Origin of the sequence: Paracoccus fontiphilus (genome assembly GCF_017356265.1) — a bacterium.
Lineage (GTDB): Bacteria > Pseudomonadota > Alphaproteobacteria > Rhodobacterales > Rhodobacteraceae > Paracoccus > Paracoccus fontiphilus.
On the sequence record NZ_JAFNAW010000084.1, the window covers coordinates 1 to 16,763 of the forward strand.

Annotated in this window: 14 protein-coding genes and 1 pseudogene; 14 read left to right on the forward strand and 1 reads right to left on the reverse strand. The window is 68.7% G+C overall.

Annotation, left to right across the window (positions count from 1 at the left end):
* Together J0F76_RS18395 and J0F76_RS18400 are read left to right on the forward strand one after the other, a co-directional pair.
* A partial coding sequence (locus J0F76_RS18395) for a DUF1223 domain-containing protein (RefSeq protein WP_207471721.1) occupies positions 1 to 933 on the forward strand: 933 nt, incomplete at its 5' end.
* A 72-nt stretch (positions 934 to 1,005) separates the two neighbouring features.
* Positions 1,006 to 1,614, forward strand: a complete 609-nt coding sequence (locus tag J0F76_RS18400) for an inner membrane-spanning protein YciB (protein WP_207471722.1) — start codon at positions 1,006 to 1,008, stop codon at positions 1,612 to 1,614.
* A 2-nt stretch (positions 1,615 to 1,616) separates the two neighbouring features.
* On the opposite strand, the gene J0F76_RS18405 is transcribed toward J0F76_RS18400, so the two are convergent.
* Positions 1,617 to 2,546 carry a DUF726 domain-containing protein gene (locus J0F76_RS18405; protein ID WP_207471723.1) on the reverse strand — a complete coding sequence of 310 codons (930 nt, stop codon included), beginning with the start codon at positions 2,544 to 2,546 and terminating at the stop codon, positions 1,617 to 1,619.
* A gap of 514 nt (positions 2,547 to 3,060) precedes the next feature.
* Between J0F76_RS18405 and J0F76_RS18410 the strand changes: the two are divergent.
* From J0F76_RS18410 to ftsZ, 12 genes and pseudogenes are all read left to right on the forward strand, one after another.
* Positions 3,061 to 5,843, forward strand: a pseudogene (locus J0F76_RS18410) (Rne/Rng family ribonuclease).
* A 93-nt stretch (positions 5,844 to 5,936) separates the two neighbouring features.
* Positions 5,937 to 6,680 (forward strand): cytochrome c biogenesis CcdA family protein, encoded by a 744-nt coding sequence (locus J0F76_RS18420; RefSeq protein ID WP_207471726.1) that lies wholly within the window; start codon positions 5,937 to 5,939, stop codon positions 6,678 to 6,680.
* A gap of 102 nt (positions 6,681 to 6,782) precedes the next feature.
* Entirely contained in the window at positions 6,783 to 7,946 is a 1,164-nt protein-coding gene (gene ftsW / locus J0F76_RS18425) for a putative lipid II flippase FtsW (RefSeq protein ID WP_207471727.1), read from the forward strand.
* The gene (locus tag J0F76_RS18430) at positions 7,946 to 9,046 is read left to right on the forward strand and encodes a UDP-N-acetylglucosamine--N-acetylmuramyl-(pentapeptide) pyrophosphoryl-undecaprenol N-acetylglucosamine transferase (protein ID WP_207471729.1); all 1,101 of its coding nucleotides are present in this window, start codon (positions 7,946 to 7,948) and stop codon (positions 9,044 to 9,046) included. The genes ftsW and J0F76_RS18430 overlap by 1 nt, the downstream gene beginning before the upstream one ends.
* Positions 9,043 to 10,470 (forward strand): UDP-N-acetylmuramate--L-alanine ligase, encoded by a 1,428-nt coding sequence (murC, locus tag J0F76_RS18435; RefSeq protein ID WP_207471731.1) that lies wholly within the window; start codon positions 9,043 to 9,045, stop codon positions 10,468 to 10,470. The genes J0F76_RS18430 and murC overlap by 4 nt, the downstream gene beginning before the upstream one ends.
* The gene (locus J0F76_RS18440) at positions 10,467 to 10,712 is read left to right on the forward strand and encodes a DUF2484 family protein (RefSeq protein ID WP_341351621.1); all 246 of its coding nucleotides are present in this window, start codon (positions 10,467 to 10,469) and stop codon (positions 10,710 to 10,712) included. The genes murC and J0F76_RS18440 overlap by 4 nt, the downstream gene beginning before the upstream one ends.
* On the forward strand, positions 10,709 to 11,083 hold the full coding sequence (locus J0F76_RS18445) for a hypothetical protein (protein ID WP_207471733.1): 375 nt from the start codon (positions 10,709 to 10,711) through the stop codon (positions 11,081 to 11,083). Before J0F76_RS18440 ends, J0F76_RS18445 begins: the two co-directional genes overlap by 4 nt.
* 46 nt (positions 11,084 to 11,129) lie before the next feature.
* Positions 11,130 to 12,071, forward strand: a complete 942-nt coding sequence (gene murB / locus J0F76_RS18450) for a UDP-N-acetylmuramate dehydrogenase (protein ID WP_207471735.1) — start codon at positions 11,130 to 11,132, stop codon at positions 12,069 to 12,071.
* A gap of 201 nt (positions 12,072 to 12,272) precedes the next feature.
* On the forward strand, positions 12,273 to 13,163 hold the full coding sequence (locus J0F76_RS18455; RefSeq protein ID WP_242690409.1) for a D-alanine--D-alanine ligase: 891 nt from the start codon (positions 12,273 to 12,275) through the stop codon (positions 13,161 to 13,163).
* On the forward strand, positions 13,151 to 14,095 hold the full coding sequence (locus J0F76_RS18460) for a cell division protein FtsQ/DivIB (RefSeq protein ID WP_341351622.1): 945 nt from the start codon (positions 13,151 to 13,153) through the stop codon (positions 14,093 to 14,095). The genes J0F76_RS18455 and J0F76_RS18460 overlap by 13 nt, the downstream gene beginning before the upstream one ends.
* 3 nt (positions 14,096 to 14,098) lie before the next feature.
* The gene (gene ftsA, locus J0F76_RS18465) at positions 14,099 to 15,433 is read left to right on the forward strand and encodes a cell division protein FtsA (protein ID WP_207471740.1); all 1,335 of its coding nucleotides are present in this window, start codon (positions 14,099 to 14,101) and stop codon (positions 15,431 to 15,433) included.
* 220 nt (positions 15,434 to 15,653) lie between these two features.
* Positions 15,654 to 16,763, forward strand: a 1,110-nt coding sequence (ftsZ, locus tag J0F76_RS18470) for a cell division protein FtsZ (RefSeq protein ID WP_207471742.1), incomplete at its 3' end; no start/stop codon positions are given.

Genomic DNA, 16,763 nt, shown 5'->3' on the forward strand with positions numbered 1-16,763 from the left:
GCGCATGACGGCGGCGGCCCCGGCGGCCAGGGCAGGGCGGGCGGACAGGAAGGCGCCGACCGCATGGGCGCGCCTGGCGGCGGGCCGCGCGGGGATGGATTTCATGGCGACGGCGCCGATGCCCCGCCGGTCATCCTGGCGCCCAGCGATCCGGGTCGGTCCGCGCCGGCCTCCAGCTATGCGCCGTCCGATCTTGGCGGGGTCAACAGCTTCGCCGCGACCGACACGCCGCTGCCCATGGAGAATCTCGGGCTTGGCGGCACCATCCCGGTGGTGGTCGAGCTTTTCACCTCGCAGGGCTGTTCGTCCTGCCCTGCCGCCGACGCGATGCTGGCGACGCTGTCCCACCGGCCCGATATCCTGCCGCTGTCCTTTCATGTGGACTACTGGGACTACCTGGGATGGGCCGACAGCTTCGCGCGTCCGGAATTCACCGCCCGGCAGGAAAGCTATGCCCGCGCGGCGGGGGAACATGCGGTCTATACGCCGCAACTGATCGTCGACGGCATGGACACGGCCCTGGCCCTTGGGCCTGCGCAACTGATGGCGCTGATCGACGCCAGCCTGATGGCCCCCGCCATGGTCAATGTCGAGCAGGAGGCCACTGCCGACGGCCAGTCGATCGAGCTGATGCCCTTGTCGGACCTGGGCGGCGGGGTCGAGATCCTTCTGGTCCGCTACGCCCCCGAGCGCCAGGTCGAGATGACCGCCGGCGAGAACCGGGGCAAGGTCGTCACCTATACCAACGTCGTCCTGTCGCTGGACCGGCTGGCCGAATGGGACGGGGTCGCCCCCCTGCGGATGACGGTGCGGCCCGACGGTACGGCGGATGACAGCTTTCCCGAGGACACGCGCCATGCCCTGCTGGTCCAGAAGGAACTGGGAAGGCATCACCTGCCGGGCCCGATCCTGGCCGCGATCCGGCTGGACTGACGCCCGGCGGGTCTTGCCGCGCCTTCGCCGATGGGGGACAACATTGCCGCCGGACGGAAAGAGGAACCCGCGATGACCGAACCGAAACCCTGGGTGCTGCCCGCGCTGGAATGGGGCCCGCTGCTTCTGTTCTTCGGCGTCTTCATGCTGAACCGCGGCGGCAGCGTCAGCCTGTGGGGGCAGGACTACACGCCGCTGGTCTTTGCCACGCTGGTGTTCATTCCCGCGCTTGCCCTGGCCACGCTGATCCGCTGGCGTCTGACGGGCAAGCTGTCGCCCATGCAGATCGCGACCCTTCTGCTGGTCGTGGTGTTCGGCGGCCTGTCGGTCTGGCTGAACGATCCGCGCTTCTTCAAGATCAAGCCCACGATCATCTACCTGCTGTTCGCCGGGCTGCTGGGCTTCAGCCTGGTCACGCGGCGCAACTGGCTGGGCACCATCCTGTCTGAGGCCCTGCCCATGGATGCCGAGGGCTGGCGAAAGCTGACGGGGCGCATGGCGCTGCTGTTCCTGGCGCTGGCCATCGCCAACGAGATCGTCTGGCGCAGCATGACCGAGACCACCTGGGTCTACTTCAAGACCTTCGGAATGCCCGTGGTGATCTTCGTCTTCCTGATGGCGAACGCGAACCTTTACCGCGCCCATTCGATCGAGGTTCCGACGGACGACGCCACCAAGTAGCGTCAGGCCCGCAGCCCGCCCAACTGCGCGGGCGGGGCCAGCAGGCGCGACCACCGCGGCTCGATCCGGCCGGGCAGGCGCGCGCGCAGCATGGGCAGGGACAAGGCCCAGGGCTGCGCCAGCGCGGTGCGGTAGAAGTCGAACAGCCCCCGCCGCAGGTAGGGCGTCCAGTGCGACAGGCGCAGCGGGCGGCGCTCGACCGGAAAGCCCAGGCGGTCCAGGGCGGCCAGCGTCGCCTGGTCGTCGATCTGCACGTCCAGCCAGTTGCCGGCCGGGCGGTCCAGGCCGAAACCCAGGGCCTGCCTGCGCCCCCGGTCCAGCCACAGTTCCAGCGCGAAGTCGAACAGGTCGTTCTCGCGCGAGGTGACGTTCAGGACCTCGGCCCGGCGCCCGGCAGGGCTGTCCAGGGCGGCGGCGGCGGTGTCGCGGAACTCGGCCCCGGCCAGCAGGACGATCCGCCCCACGCTGCCGGGTTCGGCCTCGTGCAGCGCCTGCAGGGCCACGCGCGCGCCCAGCGAATGGCCGATCACCGCGACGGGCCTGTTCGCGCCTTCGGAAACCAGGGACACCAGGGCGGCGACGGAGCGGCCCACCTCTCCCGCGCGGGCATAGGCGTTGCCCAGCATGCCCCGCGCCTCCCAGCCGAAGGCGATGGCCAGCCCCTCGTCCTCGGCGCCCGCGCCGAATCCCAGCGCGCGGGGCCAGGACAGCGCCCGGCGGTCGGACGCGTCGGGGTCGAGCGACAGGATGTGGCGGTGCGGGTCGCTGTGCGGGGCGGCAGGCGAGTAGCGATAGCCGTGGACCATCAGGATGATCGGCGCATGGCCGGGCAGGGCGCGGATCATGTCCGTCAATCCGGCGGGCGGCGCGGTATCGGCATCGACCTTGACGACCGGCATGATGGCCTCCTGGACGCTTTGCACTTCGTGCATAGGCAAAGGGTGCGACATGGGCGTGAAAGAAGCGTTAAGGCTGCGTGACGGCCGTTGCGCATCACGTTTGCGCAGGCCGGATGCCGCGCATTCCCTTCCATGCCGTTTTCGCCATTGAATTTTCCCCGTTATCCCCTCTATGTTGCCGTTATGCGTCATGCGGCCTTCAATTGCGGGTTGTGGGCGCTTCCAGTTTCGCAGCGCGGCACCTCTGGCACCGGATTGAACGGAAAGCGGCATGTGTCACGCGGAAAGCCCGCCCGTGCTGCGCGTCAATCGTGCGACCGGGCGAAAACCAGACAAGCGGCGCGGCAGGTTCTGCCTTCGCGTCAACCGTAAGGAACAGACGCGATGACGCGCGCACGGGACGGACAGGATCGGGACGGGGGGGGCTTGCGCCTTTCCCGCCGGATCGTTGTCGGCGGTGCGGCGCCCGTGTCCCCATCACAACGCAGCCTTTCGCCGGGGGTGCCACTGGCACCGCCCGGCGCCGGCCTGCGCGAAAGACATAACAATGGCAAAGAAAATGCTGATCGACGCCACCCATGCCGAGGAAACTCGGGTGGTCGTGGTGGACGGAACCAAGGTCGAAGAATTTGATTTCGAGACCGTAAACAAGCGCCAGATCTCGGGCAACATCTACTTGGCCAAGGTCACGCGGGTCGAGCCCTCGCTGCAGGCGGCCTTTGTGGATTACGGCGGAAACCGCCACGGCTTCCTGGCCTTCGCGGAAATCCATCCGGACTATTACCAGATCCCCGCCGCCGACCGCGAGGCGCTGATCGCCGAGGAACGCGCCTATGCCGAGGCCCAGGAGGCCGAGGACGCCGCCCGCGCGCGTCGCCGCCACGCCCGCGCCGAAAAGGCCGGCTCCGCTGACGAGGTCATCGCCAGCGACGAGGCCGAGGCGACCGGGGACGAGGATGCCGACACCGTCGGGGCCGAGGCTTCCGGCGACGACGCGGACATCGCCGGGACCGAACAGGCCGGCGACGAGGACGGGGCCGAGCCCACGACCGACGCCTCCGACAAGGACGAGGACATCGAATCGGTCGCGGACGAGGACGTGGCCGAGGAGATCCGCGTCCAGAAGAAGCCGCGTCCGCGCCGCTACAAGATCCAGGAGGTGATCAAGGTCCGGCAGATCATGCTGGTCCAGGTCGTCAAGGAGGAACGCGGCAACAAGGGCGCCGCGCTGACCACCTATCTGTCGCTGCCGGGCCGCTATTGCGTGCTGATGCCCAACACGGCGCGCGGCGGCGGCATCAGCCGCAAGATCACCAACGCCGTGGACCGCAAGAAGCTCAAGGACATCGCGTCGGAACTGGACGTGCCGAAGGGCGCGGGCCTGATCATCCGCACCGCGGGCAGCCAGCGCACCCGGACCGAGATCCGGCGCGACTATGAATACCTGCTGCGCCTGTGGGAACAGATCCGCGACCTGACCTTCAAGTCCATCGCCCCCGCCCCGATCTACGAGGAAGGCGACCTGATCAAGCGGGTCATCCGCGACCTTTACAACGCCGAGATCGACGAGGTCCTGGTCGAGGGCGAGCGCGGCTATCGCGTCGCCAAGGACTTCATGAAGATGATCATGCCGACCCACAGCCGGGCCGTGCAGCAATACACCGACTCGATGCCGCTGTTCGCGCGCTACCAGGTGGAAAGCTACCTGGCGGGCATGTTCAACCCGGTCGTTCAGCTGAAGTCGGGCGGCTACATCGTCATCGGCGTGACCGAGGCGCTGGTGGCCATCGACGTCAACTCGGGCCGGGCCACCAAGGAAGGCTCGATCGAGGAAACGGCGCTCAAGACCAACCTGGAGGCCGCCGACGAGGTGGCGCGCCAGCTGCGCCTGCGCGACCTCGCGGGCCTGATCGTCATCGACTTCATCGACATGGAGGAGCGGCGCAACAACGCCGCGGTCGAGAAGCGCCTGAAGGACAAGCTGAAATCCGACCGCGCCCGCATCCAGGTGGGCCGCATCTCGGGCTTCGGCCTGATGGAGATGTCGCGCCAGCGGCTGCGTCCGGGGATGCTGGAATCGACCACGCAGCCCTGCGCGCATTGCCACGGCACCGGCCTGATCCGCTCGGACGACAGCCTTGCGCTGACCATCCTGCGCGCCATCGAGGAGGAAGGCACGCGCAAGCGGTCTCGCGAGGTGCTGGTCAAGGCGCCGGTCGCGGTGATCAACTACCTGATCAACCAGAAGCGAGAGCATATCGCCGGGATCGAGGCGCGGTATGGCCTGTCGGTCCGGCTGGAAGCCGATCCCTCGCTGATCTCGCCCGATTTCGCCATCGAGAAGTTCAAGACGGCGACCCGCAACGTCCCCGAGGTCTCGGCCCCGGTCCTGTCGGTCGATGCCGACCTGATGGCGCAGATCGACGACGAGGACGAGGATCTGGTCGAGGACAACGAGGTGGAAGCCGAGGCCGAGGCCGAAGACAGTGCCGATGCCGTCGCCTCGGACGAGGAGAACGGCGAGGGTCGTTCGCGCCGCCGCCGCCGCCGTCGCCGCCGGAAAAACGGCGAGCGGGCCGAGGGTGACGCCGCCGAAGCGGGCGACGAGGCCGAGGAGACCGCCGAGGATGCAGCCGAGGCGGTCGAGGACACCGACGCGGCCGAGGGCGAGGGGAACGGCCGCCGCCGCCGNCCGCCGAAGCGGGCGACGAGGCCGAGGAGACCGCCGAGGATGCAGCCGAGGCGGTCGAGGACACCGACGCGGCCGAGGGCGAGGGGAACGGCCGCCGCCGCCGGTCGCGGTCGCGCAACCGTCGCCGGGGTGGCGATCTGCCGCGCGCCGAGGGCCTGCCCGAGGTCGTCGATCTTCAGGACGCGTCCGATGAACCGGCCGAGGCGCTGCCCGGCCTGAACGCACGCCCCGAGCCTCAGAACCCGCTTGCCGGCGGTTCCCCCGCCGGAGAGGTTCCGGCCGGCGAGGCCGCGACGGAAGACGGCGAGATCGTCGCCCTGTCCGAGATAGCGGTCGAGCCGCAGGCAGCCGAGGAAGCCGGAACCGAGGCGGTTTCGCCCGCGGATATGTCGCCCGAGGACGTGGCCAAGCTGGAGGCCGAGGAAACGGCGGTCGCGCAGATCGTGGCCGAGGCCCCCGAACAGGCCCATGCCGCAGAGCCGGCGGATGCGGTTGCCAACCCGGCCCCCGACCCGGCCCCCGAGCTTGTCGCAGCCCCCGAGCACGAGGCGGACGCTGCAGCGGCCCGCGAGCCCGAGATGGCCGACGCCGATGCCGGGCGTCCCAAGCGCCGTGGCTGGTGGTCCGGCAACCGCTGACGCAAAGAAGGGCGCGGGAAACCGCGCCCTTTTCGCAAGGACGTGACGCAATGCCCCATGGCTTGCCGCGCCGCAGACGCTAGAGTGCGCGCCATGCTGGGAATCGAACTTGCCACCGCCGCCTTCCTGCCCGCCGCCCTTGTGGCGTTGCTGGCGGGCGTCCTGTCCTTCCTGTCGCCCTGCGTGCTGCCGATCGTGCCGCCCTACCTGGCCTACATGACCGGGGTGGGGGTGAACGGCCTTCGCGCGCAAGAACGCAGCGCCGTCCTGCCCGCGCTGTTCTTCGTGCTGGGGCTGTCCACGGTCTTCCTGATCATGGGCTTCGCGGCATCGGCGTTCGGCCGGGCCTTCCTGCAATACCAGGATCTTCTGGCCAAGATCGCGGGCGGCGTCGTGATCGTGATGGGCCTGCACTTCCTGCGGGTGTTCCGGATTCCCTTCCTGGATCACGAGGCCCGGATCGACGCCGGCGACCAGGGCGGCGGCGCGCTTGGCGCCTATCTGCTGGGGCTGGCCTTCGCCTTCGGCTGGACGCCCTGCATCGGCCCGCAGCTTGGCATGATCCTGTCGCTGGCCGCCACGGGCGGAGAGCTGTCGCGCGGAACGGCGCTGCTGGCGGTCTATGCGCTGGGCCTCGGCATCCCGTTCCTGCTGGCGGCCGTCTTCATCAACCGCGCCATCGGCCTGATGAACCGCATAAAGCCCTGGTTGCATGTGATCGAACGCGTGATGGGCGCGCTGCTGCTGGTCGTGGGGATCATGCTGGTGACAGGGGCTTTCTCGGCCTTTTCCTATTGGCTTCTCGAAACCTTCCCGGGCCTTGCGGCGCTGGGCTGATACCGCCTGACAATCCGGTGGCGCGAACCCGATTTTCGCGCTATGCTGACCGGCAGACCCGGAACAACCGGGCGATTCAGAGGCAGTGACGGCGGTATTCCCATGACCGAGATGGTCTTTGGCACGACGCCCGTACGGGCGGGCGATCCCATTCTCCCGCGCTGGTGGCGCACGCTGGACAAGTGGTCCCTAGCCTGCGTGCTGGGCCTGTTTTCGATCGGCATCCTTCTGGGGCTGGCGGCATCGGTTCCGCTGGCGGAAAAGAACGACCTGCCGCGTTTCTACTATGTCCAGCGCCAGGCGTTCTTCGGCGGCATGGGGCTTGTCACCATGCTGGTCATCTCCATGATGTCGCCGCGCCAGATCCGCCGGATCGGCGTCATGGGCTTTGCGGCGGCCTTCGTGCTGATCCTGCTGCTGCCCCTGATCGGCGAGGATCACGGCAAGGGCGCCACCCGCTGGCTGTCCGTCGCCGGCATCTCCATGCAGCCGTCCGAGTTCCTCAAGCCCGGCTTTGTCGCGATCTGCGCCTGGTTCATGGCGGCCGCGCAGATGATCGGCGGACCGCCGGGCAGGCTTTATTCCTTCATCACGGCCGTGGTGGTCGTTCTTCTGCTGGCCATGCAACCCGACTTCGGGCAGGCCTCGCTGGTGCTGTTTTCCTGGCTGGTGATGTATTTCATCGCCGGGGCTCCGATGGTGCTGCTGCTCAGCGTCATGGGGATCGCGGCGGCGGGCGGGTTCTTCGCCTATGGCGCGTCCGAACACTTTGCCCGCCGCATCAACGGCTTCCTGTCGCCCGAGATCGACCCGCGCACGCAGATCGGCTATGCGACCAAGGCCATCCAGGACGGCGGCTTCTTCGGTGTCGGCGTGGGCGAGGGCAGCGTGAAATGGTCGCTGCCCGACGCGCATACCGACTTCATCATCGCGGTGGCGGCCGAGGAATACGGCACCATCATGGTGCTGGCGGTGATCGCGCTTTATTGCACCATCGTGGTCCGGTCCCTGCTGCGCCTGCTGCGGGAACGCGATCCCTTTGCGCGGATCGCCGGGGCCGGCCTTGCCTGTGCCTTCGGGGTCCAGGCGCTGATCAACATGGGCGTGGCCGTGCGCCTGCTGCCCGCCAAGGGCATGACGCTGCCCTTTGTCAGCTATGGCGGATCGTCGGTGATCGCATCGGGCATTGCCGCCGGGATGCTGCTGGCGCTGACCCGCACCCGACCCCAGGGCGAGCTGGGCGAAATCCTGCGGCGGGGACGCTGATGGCTTCCCCTGCCACCACCGCGCCTCTTGCCCTGATCGCCGCCGGAGGGACGGGCGGCCACATGTTTCCGGCCCAGGCATTGGCGGAACTGCTGCTGGCCGAGGGCTGGCGCGTGAAGCTGTCCACCGACGACCGGGGCGCACGCTACGCCGGCGGCTTCCCCGAGGCGGTGGAACGCAGCATCGTCCGTTCGGCCACCACCGCGCGGGGCGGGCTGGCGGGCAAGCTGGCCGCGCCCCTCAAGATCGCGGCGGGAGTCCTGTCGGCGCAGGCGGCGTTCCGGCGCAACCGGCCTGCCGTCGTGATCGGCTTTGGCGGCTATCCCACCATCCCGGCCATGTCGGCGGCGGTCACGCTGGGCGTGCCCCGCATGATCCACGAACAGAACGGCGTCATGGGCCGGGTGAACCGGCTTTTCGCGGCCCGTGTGCAGCGTGTCGCCTGCGGCACCTGGCCCACGGATCTGCCTGCGGGCGTCCTGGGCCTTCATACCGGCAACCCGGTGCGCCAGGCGGTGCTGGACCAAACCGCCGCCCCGTATTCGCCTCCGGGCGCTGGCCCGCTGCACCTGCTGGTGATCGGCGGCAGCCAGGGCGCGCGCGTGCTGTCCGATGTGGTTCCCGCCGCCATCGCCGCGCTGCCCCCCCACCTGCGCACCCGCCTGCGGGTCAGCCATCAGGCCCGGACCGAGGACGCGGACCGCGTCATCGCCGCCTATGCCGATGCGGGCATCGCGGCCGACGTTCAGCCCTTCTTCACCGACGTTCCCGAACGGCTTGCCCGGGCGCAACTGGTTGTCAGCCGCTCGGGCGCGTCGTCGCTGGCCGACATCACCGTGATCGGGCGGCCCGCCATCCTGATCCCCTATGCCGCCGCCACCGGCGACCACCAGACCGCCAATGCGCAGTCCCTGGCCGAGGCCGGGGCGGCGCTGGTCCATCCCGAATCGGTGCTTGACGCGCCAAGCCTGACGCGCGACATCCGCGCGATCCTGAGCGACCCCGCCCGTGCCAGCCAGATGGCCAGCGCCGCCCTTTCCCTCGCCCGGCCCGATGCGGCGCGGCGCTTGTACGACCTTGTCACGGAGATTGCCCGATGAACGCCGCCACCAAACTGCCGCACGAGCTGGGACCCATCCACTTCATCGGCATCGGCGGCATCGGCATGTCGGGCATCGCCGAGGTGCTGCTGACGCTGGGCTATGACGTCCAGGGCAGCGATGCCAAGAAGTCCAAGATCACCGACCGCCTGGAAACCTTGGGCGCCCGCGTCTTCGAGGGTCAGCGGGCCGAGAATATCGGCGCTGCGGGCGTGGTCGTGATCTCGACCGCGATCAAGAAGGGCAACCCGGAACTTGAGGAAGCCCGCCGTCGTGGCCTGCCCGTGGTCCGCCGGGCCGAGATGCTGGCCGAGCTGATGCGGATGAAATCCAACATCGCCATCGCCGGCACCCATGGCAAGACGACCACCACGACCATGGTGGCGACGCTTCTGGACGCGGGCGGGCTGGACCCGACCGTGATCAACGGCGGCGTGATCCATGCCTACGGGTCCAACGCGCGCGCGGGCGCGGGCGAATGGATGGTGGTCGAGGCGGACGAGAGCGACGGCTCCTTCAATCGCCTGCCCGCCGACATCGCCATCGTCACCAACATCGACCCCGAGCATATGGAGCATTGGGGCAGCTTCGACGCGCTGCGTCAGGGGTTCTACAACTTCGCTTCGGGCATTCCGTTCTACGGGCTGGCGGTCTGCTGCACCGACCACCCCGAGGTGCAGGCGCTGGTGGGCAAGCTGACCGACCGCCGCGTCGTGACCTTCGGCTTCAACGCCCAGGCGGACGTGCGCGCCATGAACCTGCGCTATGAAAACGGCATCGCCCATTTCGACATCGCGCTGCAGGGCGAGGGCCCGACCGAAACCGGCGACATCGAGATGATCGAGGGCTGCAGCCTGCCCATGCCGGGCGACCACAACGTCTCGAACGCCTTGGCTGCCGTCGCGGTGGCCCGCCACCTGGGCATCAAGAAGGCCGAGATCCGCGAGGCCCTGGCCAAGTTCGGGGGCGTCGGACGCCGCTTCACCCGCGTGGGCGAGATCAACGGCGTCACCATCATCGACGACTACGGCCACCATCCCGTGGAGATCGCCGCCGTGCTGAAGGCCGCGCGGCAGGCCACCAAGGGCCGCGTGATCGCCGTTCACCAGCCGCACCGCTACAGCCGCCTGTCGAACCTGTTCGACGATTTCTGCACCTGCTTCAACGAGGCCGACGTGGTCGCCATCGCCGAGGTCTATGCCGCGGGCGAGGACCCGATCCCCGGCGCCACGCGCGACGACCTGGTCGCGGGCCTGATCGCCCACGGCCATCGCCACGCCCGCGCGATCCTGGACGAAAACGACCTGGAGCGGCTGGTCCGCGAACAGGCCCGGCCCGGCGACATGGTCGTCTGCTTGGGCGCGGGGACCATCTCGGCCTGGGCGAACGGGCTGCCGCAGCGGTTGCAGGGGCGGGCCGCGTGACCCAGTCGGCGATCCTTGCCATCATCATCATGGCGGGCTGGCTTGTGCTGGCCCGGCTGGCCCGAACCCTGCGCCGACGTCAGCGGCAGCGTGCGTTGTGGGCCTTGGTGATCGCCGGGGTGCCGATCCTAGGCTGGCTGACCTATACCTGCGGCCCCTGGGCCGGCATCGGTTTCCTGGCGCTGGGCCTTCTGGTGCTGATCCGCCTGCCGATGCGCGCCCGGACCCGCGCGACACCGTGATCCCTTTCTACGCGGCCATCGGCCTTGTGGTCCTGTGCGGCACCTGGACCGGGGCCACGCGGATGGCCGCGCGATCCTTCCGGCCCTTGCTGTCCGTCCTTGCCGTGCTTCTCGCCGGGGCAGGGGCCTGCTGGCTGATCGGGTCGGAAAAGACCGGCTCCTCGCTTGCCGGACTGGCCGGCACCCTGCTTGCGATGCTGCTGCTTCTGGCCGCCGGCTCCATCGCCTTTGGCGCGGCCTTGCGCGGCCTTCACGATGCGACCCGCCGCCGCGTGGCGGTCGATCCGCCTGCGCCGATGCGGCCTGCCTGGGACATCCGGGGCTTCTGCGCGCTGGCCCTTGTCGCCGTTCTCCTCAGCCTGGCCGAGTAGGCCCGCGTGGTTGACCAGGGCCGGGCCACTGGCTACCACAAGCGCCATGATGACCGAACTTCCCCAGACCCGCGGCACCCTGACACCCGATCGCCCGCTTGACAGCCTGACTTGGCTGCGCGTCGGCGGGCCTGCCGACTGGCTGTTCCAGCCCGCCGACGAGGACGATCTGGCGGGTTTCCTGCGCGACCTTGATCCCGCGATCCCCGTGTTTCCGATCGGCGTCGGCAGCAACCTGATCGTGCGCGACGGGGGCATTCGCGGGGTGGTGATCCGCCTTGGCCGGGGCTTCAACGGCATCACCGTCGAAGGCGACCGGGTGATCGCCGGCGCCGCCGCGCTGGATGCCCATGTCGCGCGGCGCGCGGCGGACGGGGGGCTGGACCTGACCTTCCTGCGCACCATTCCCGGCAGCATCGGCGGCGCGGTCCGCATGAACGCAGGCTGCTACGGCAGCTATGTCGCCGACCACCTGGTCGAGGCGCGGGCCGTGACCCGCCGGGGCCAGCGCGTGGTGCTGACCCCGGACGACCTGCGCTTTGCCTATCGCCACGCCGACCTGCCGGAAGGCTGCGTCGTGACCGAGGCGGTGTTCCGCGCGCAGCCCGGCGATCCCGACATGCTCCACGCCAAGATGGCCGAGCAACTGGCGAAGCGCGACGAGACGCAGCCCACCAAGGAACGCAGCGCCGGGTCCACCTTCCGCAACCCGGCGGGGTTCAGCTCGACCGGGCGGGCGGACGATGTCCACGACCTCAAGGCCTGGTCGCTGATCGACCGCGCGGGCCTGCGCGGCCATAGCTGGGGCGGGGCGCAGATGTCGGAAAAGCATCCGAACTTCCTGCTGAACACCGGCGGCGCCACCGCCGCCGAGCTTGAGGCGCTTGGCGAACTGGTCCGCCGCCGCGTGCTGGAGGACAGCGGCCATGACCTGCAATGGGAAGTGATCCGCGTGGGCGATTCCGCGCCGGGATCAACCATCGGCTGATTAACGAATTGCCCAACAATCTTTGGAAGATAGCAAAAAATACCCTTTTGTGATTTCCGTGCATCAGCTATCCTTTCGCCATAAGCGCAGACCGGGGTGAACCCGGCCGCGCGGGGACAGAAAATCCCGGATCAACCGGGGCGAAAGGCGAAAAACGTGGCGGGCAGGTCGAGCAGGACAGCCCATACCGTAGCCGTTCTGATGGGCGGACCCTCGGCCGAGCGAGAGGTGTCGCTGTCATCGGGGCGCGAATGCGCGAAGGCGCTGCGGGTGGCGGGCTATGACGTGATCGAGGTCGAACTCGGTCCCGAACGCGGCGGCGATCTGGTTGCGCGCCTGGCGGGCCTTCGCTGCGACGTGGTCTTCAACGCCCTGCATGGCCGGTGGGGAGAGGACGGCTGCGTCCAGGGCATCCTGGAATGGCTGGACCTGCCTTATACCCATTCGGGCGTGCTGGCCTCGGCCCTGGCGATGGACAAGACCCGCGCCAAGGACGCTCTGCGGGTGGCCGGGCTGCCGGTGGTCGAAAGCGTCATCGCCGATGCCGACGAGGTGCGCGCCCGCCATGTCCTGCCGCCGCCCTATGTGGTCAAGCCCAATGACGAGGGATCGTCGGTCGGCGTCTATATCGTCCATGACGGCGCCAACCAGCCGCCGCAACTGGCCCCCACCATGCCCGCCCGCGTCATGGTCGAGACCTATGCGCCGGGGCGCGAACTGACGACCGCAGTGATGGGCGACCGCGCCCTGGGCGTGACCGAGATCATCACCGAGGGCTGGTACGACTACGCCGCCAAATACTCGGTCGGCGGGTCGCGCCATGTGATCCCGGCCGCCATCCCTGGCGACATCGCGCAGGCCTGCCGCGACTATGCCGTGCGCGCCCATGATGCGCTGGGCTGCCGGGGCCTGTCGCGCACCGATTTCCGCTGGGACGACACGCGCGGGCTGGATGGGCTGATCCTGCTGGAGGTGAACACCCAGCCCGGCATGACGCCCACCTCGCTTGCGCCCGAACAGGCGGCCCATGCGGGGATCGACTTTCCCGCCCTGATGCGCTGGATGGTGGAGGACGCGCTGTGCCGGACGTGATCGACCATCGCCCGAACCGGCAGCCCCCGTTCGACCGCGTCAAGCGCGACCCGGCGCCTTCAAGGCTGCAATACCGGCTTGAACGGATGTGGCTGCGGCCGATCTGGCGCCGCGCGGTGCGCGTCGGCGTCCCCGTGGTCCTGGTCGCCGCCATCGGGAGCATCTGGCTGTCGGACGAGGACCGCCGCGCCCGGCTTTCCGACGGCGTCGCGCAGATCATGGACAAGGTGCAAAGCCGCGAGGAGTTCCAGGTCAGGACCATGGTGGTCGAGGGCGCCTCGCCCGTGGTGGACGACGCGCTGCGCGCGATGCTGCCTGTGGAACTGCCCGCCTCCAGCTTCGACATCGACCTGACCGCGTTGCGGTTGCAGGTGATGCAGTTGGACGTGATCGAATCCATCGACCTGCGCATCAAGCCGGGCGGCATCCTGTCGGCCGTGGTCAAGGAACGCGAGCCTGCCGTGCTGTGGCGCCATTCGCGCGGGATCGAGATCCTGGACAAGACCGGCCACCGCGTCGCCTCGGTCACGTCCCGCGACGTGCGCGCCGACTTGCCGCTGATCGCGGGCGAGGGGGCCGACCTGGCGGTGTCCGAGGCGTTGTTGCTGGTCGATGCGGCCGGGCCGATCCTGCCTCGCCTGCGCGGTCTGGTGCGCAAGGGCGAACGCCGCTGGGATCTGGTGCTGGATCACGGCCAGAAGATCATGCTGCCCGCCGAAGGTGCCGTGATCGCCCTGCAGGCCGCCATGGCGCTGGATCGGTCGCAGGACATGCTGGGGCGGGACATCATCACCATCGACCTGCGCAATCCGTCCCAGCCCGTGCTTCGGCTGGGCATCGACGCGCGCAACACCATTCGAACCGCCCGGGGCCAGCCGCTGCTGGGCCCGGACGGCAAGGTCATCGTGGAAGACGGCAAGAAGGGGGGCTGAGTGATGGCGGAACTTTATCAAACGCAACGGGCGATGCGGAACATCCGTCGGGCGGCCCTGCAGCGCGGCGTGATCGGCATCCTGGACATCGGCACGTCGAAGATCGCCTGCCTGGTGCTGCGCTTCGACGGCACCGGCACGTTCCGCGAAACCGACGGGGTCGGCCCCATGGCGGGACAGGCGAACTTCAAGGTGATCGGCGCGGCCTCGACCCGCTCGCGCGGGATGCGCCGGGGCGAGATCGACGTGATGGCGGAAACCGAACGCGCCATCCGCACCGTTGTGGCCGCTGCCCAGAAGGTCGCGGGCGTGCGCGTGGATCAGGTCATCGCCTGCCTGTCGGGCGGTCGGCCCACATCCTATGGCCTTGCCGGAGAGATCACGCTGGAAGCGGGTCGCGTCCACGACCACGACGTGGCCCGCGTGCTGGCGGCCTGCGATGCCCCCGACTACGGCCGGGGCAGGGAAGTGCTGCACGCCCAGCCCGTGAACTTTGCCGTGGACAACCGCAGCGGCCTTGGCGATCCGCGCGACCATGTGGGCAACAAGCTGGCCTGCGACATGCATGTGCTGACCGTCGACGGCGACGTCATCGGCAACCTCATCCAGTGCATCCGGCGCTGCGACCTGGAACTGGCGGGCATCGCCTCGGCCTCCTACGCCTCGGCCCGCGCAGCCTTGGTCGAGGACGAGCAGGAGCTGGGATCGGCCTGCGTCGACTTCGGCGGCGGCGGCACGGGCGTGTCGATTTTTGTCAAGAAACACATGATCTTCGCCGACACAGTTAAGATCGGCGGTCACCTAATTACGCAGGATATCGCCCAGGGGCTGCGCGTGCCCCTGCCCGTGGCCGAGCGCCTGAAGACCCTCAGCGGCGGGGTCGAGGCGACGGGCCGCGACGACCGGGACATGCTGGATCTGGGCGACGCGGCGACCGGATGGGAGGTCGATCGCAGGTCCGTCAGCCGCGCCGACCTGATCGGCATCATGCGCCCCCGGGTCGAGGAAATTCTGGAAGGCGTGCGCGAAGTCCTTGATGCGGCGGGATTTGACTCGATGCCCAGCCAGCAGATCGTGCTGACGGGCGGGGGCAGCCAGATCCCGGGCCTGGACGGCCTGGCCGCGCGCATCCTGGGGCCGAACGTCCGTTGCGGCCGTCCGCTGCGGATCGACGGGCTGGCCCACCAGTTCACCGATCCGGGGTTCTCCAGCGCCGTCGGGCTGGCGCTTTTCGCGGCCCATCCGCAGGACGAATGGTGGGATTTCGAGATGCCCGCCGAGAGCTATCCGTCCCGCAGCCTGCGCCGCGCGTATCGTTGGTTCAAGAACAACTGGTAAGCCCTTGAGCAGGAATGTGGTGTTGACGCGCGAATCCACCAGATGCTGCCCCATTGGCAAGATACCGCCGAAATCACTTTCGCATACTGCCAGATTTTGCGGTATTTGCGTGTTTTTCAAGTGACGCAGAACGGTCTGGCGGCTAGGATTGAGACTAGACCGAGGGATTCGACGGGCGGCAGGATATGACCCGATCGACATAGCAAAAACAGGCGGACTCATGAACCTCAATCTGATGATGAACGACGAAGACGAACTCAAGCCTCGGATCACCGTCTTCGGTGTTGGCGGCGCGGGCGGCAACGCGGTCAACAACATGATCGAGAAGAACCTCGACGGTGTCGAGTTCGTGGTCGCCAACACGGATGCGCAGGCCCTGGCCAGTTCCCGTGCGGGCAACCGCATCCAGATGGGTCCGAAAGTCACCGAAGGCCTGGGCGCCGGCGCCAAGCCCGCCATCGGCGCCAAGGCCGCCGAGGAAACGATCGAGGACATCGTCGATCACCTGATGGGCGCGCACATGTGCTTCATCACTGCGGGCATGGGCGGCGGCACCGGCACCGGCGCGGCCCCGATCATCGCCCAGGCCGCGCGCGAGATGGGCATCCTGACCGTCGGCGTTGTGACCAAGCCCTTCCAGTTCGAGGGCACCAAGCGGATGCGCCAGGCCGACGAGGGGATCGAGGCGCTGCACAAGGTCGTGGACACGCTGCTGATCATCCCCAACCAGAACCTGTTCCGCATCGCCAACGAAAAGACCACCTTCACCGAAGCTTTCGCCCTGGCCGACGACGTGCTGTACCAGGGCGTCAAGGGCGTGACCGACCTGATGGTCAAGCCGGGCCTGATCAACCTCGACTTCGCCGACGTCCGGTCGGTCATGGACGAGATGGGCAAGGCCATGATGGGCACCGGCGAGGCCTCGGGCGAGAACCGCGCCCAGGAAGCCGCCGAGCGCGCGATCGCCAACCCGCTGCTGGACGAGGTCAGCCTGAACGGCGCCAAGGGCGTGCTGATCAACATCACCGGCGGCTACGACATGACCCTGTTCGAACTGGACGAGGCCGCGAACGTCATCCGCGACAAGGTGGACAGCGACGCCAATATCATCGTCGGCTCGACGCTTGATCCCGACATGGACGGTTCGATCCGCGTGTCGGTCGTCGCGACCGGCATCGACGCCAGCGTGGCCGCGGCCGATGTTCCGGCACCGCGCCGCAGCATGGCCGAGCCGCTGACGCAGAACCCGACGGTGTCCCAGCGGGTCGAGGCCGCGCCGCAGCAGGATGACCTGCCGCCGCGCCGCGTCGCCCCCCCGGTGGCCGAGGCG

Bases quoted from the DNA above. Each gene is read 5' to 3' on its own strand.
- J0F76_RS18400 (WP_207471722.1), top strand. From the start codon at position 1,006: ATGACCGAACCGAAACCCTGGGTGCTGCCCGCGCTGGAATGGGGCCCG.
- J0F76_RS18405 (WP_207471723.1), bottom strand. From the start codon at position 2,546: ATGCACGAAGTGCAAAGCGTCCAGGAGGCCATCATGCCGGTCGTCAAG.
- J0F76_RS18420 (WP_207471726.1), top strand. From the start codon at position 5,937: ATGCTGGGAATCGAACTTGCCACCGCCGCCTTCCTGCCCGCCGCCCTT.
- ftsW (WP_207471727.1), top strand. From the start codon at position 6,783: ATGACCGAGATGGTCTTTGGCACGACGCCCGTACGGGCGGGCGATCCC.
- J0F76_RS18430 (WP_207471729.1), top strand. From the start codon at position 7,946: ATGGCTTCCCCTGCCACCACCGCGCCTCTTGCCCTGATCGCCGCCGGA.
- murC (WP_207471731.1), top strand. From the start codon at position 9,043: ATGAACGCCGCCACCAAACTGCCGCACGAGCTGGGACCCATCCACTTC.
- murB (WP_207471735.1), top strand. From the start codon at position 11,130: ATGATGACCGAACTTCCCCAGACCCGCGGCACCCTGACACCCGATCGC.
- J0F76_RS18455 (WP_242690409.1), top strand. From the start codon at position 12,273: ATGGGCGGACCCTCGGCCGAGCGAGAGGTGTCGCTGTCATCGGGGCGC.
- ftsA (WP_207471740.1), top strand. From the start codon at position 14,099: ATGGCGGAACTTTATCAAACGCAACGGGCGATGCGGAACATCCGTCGG.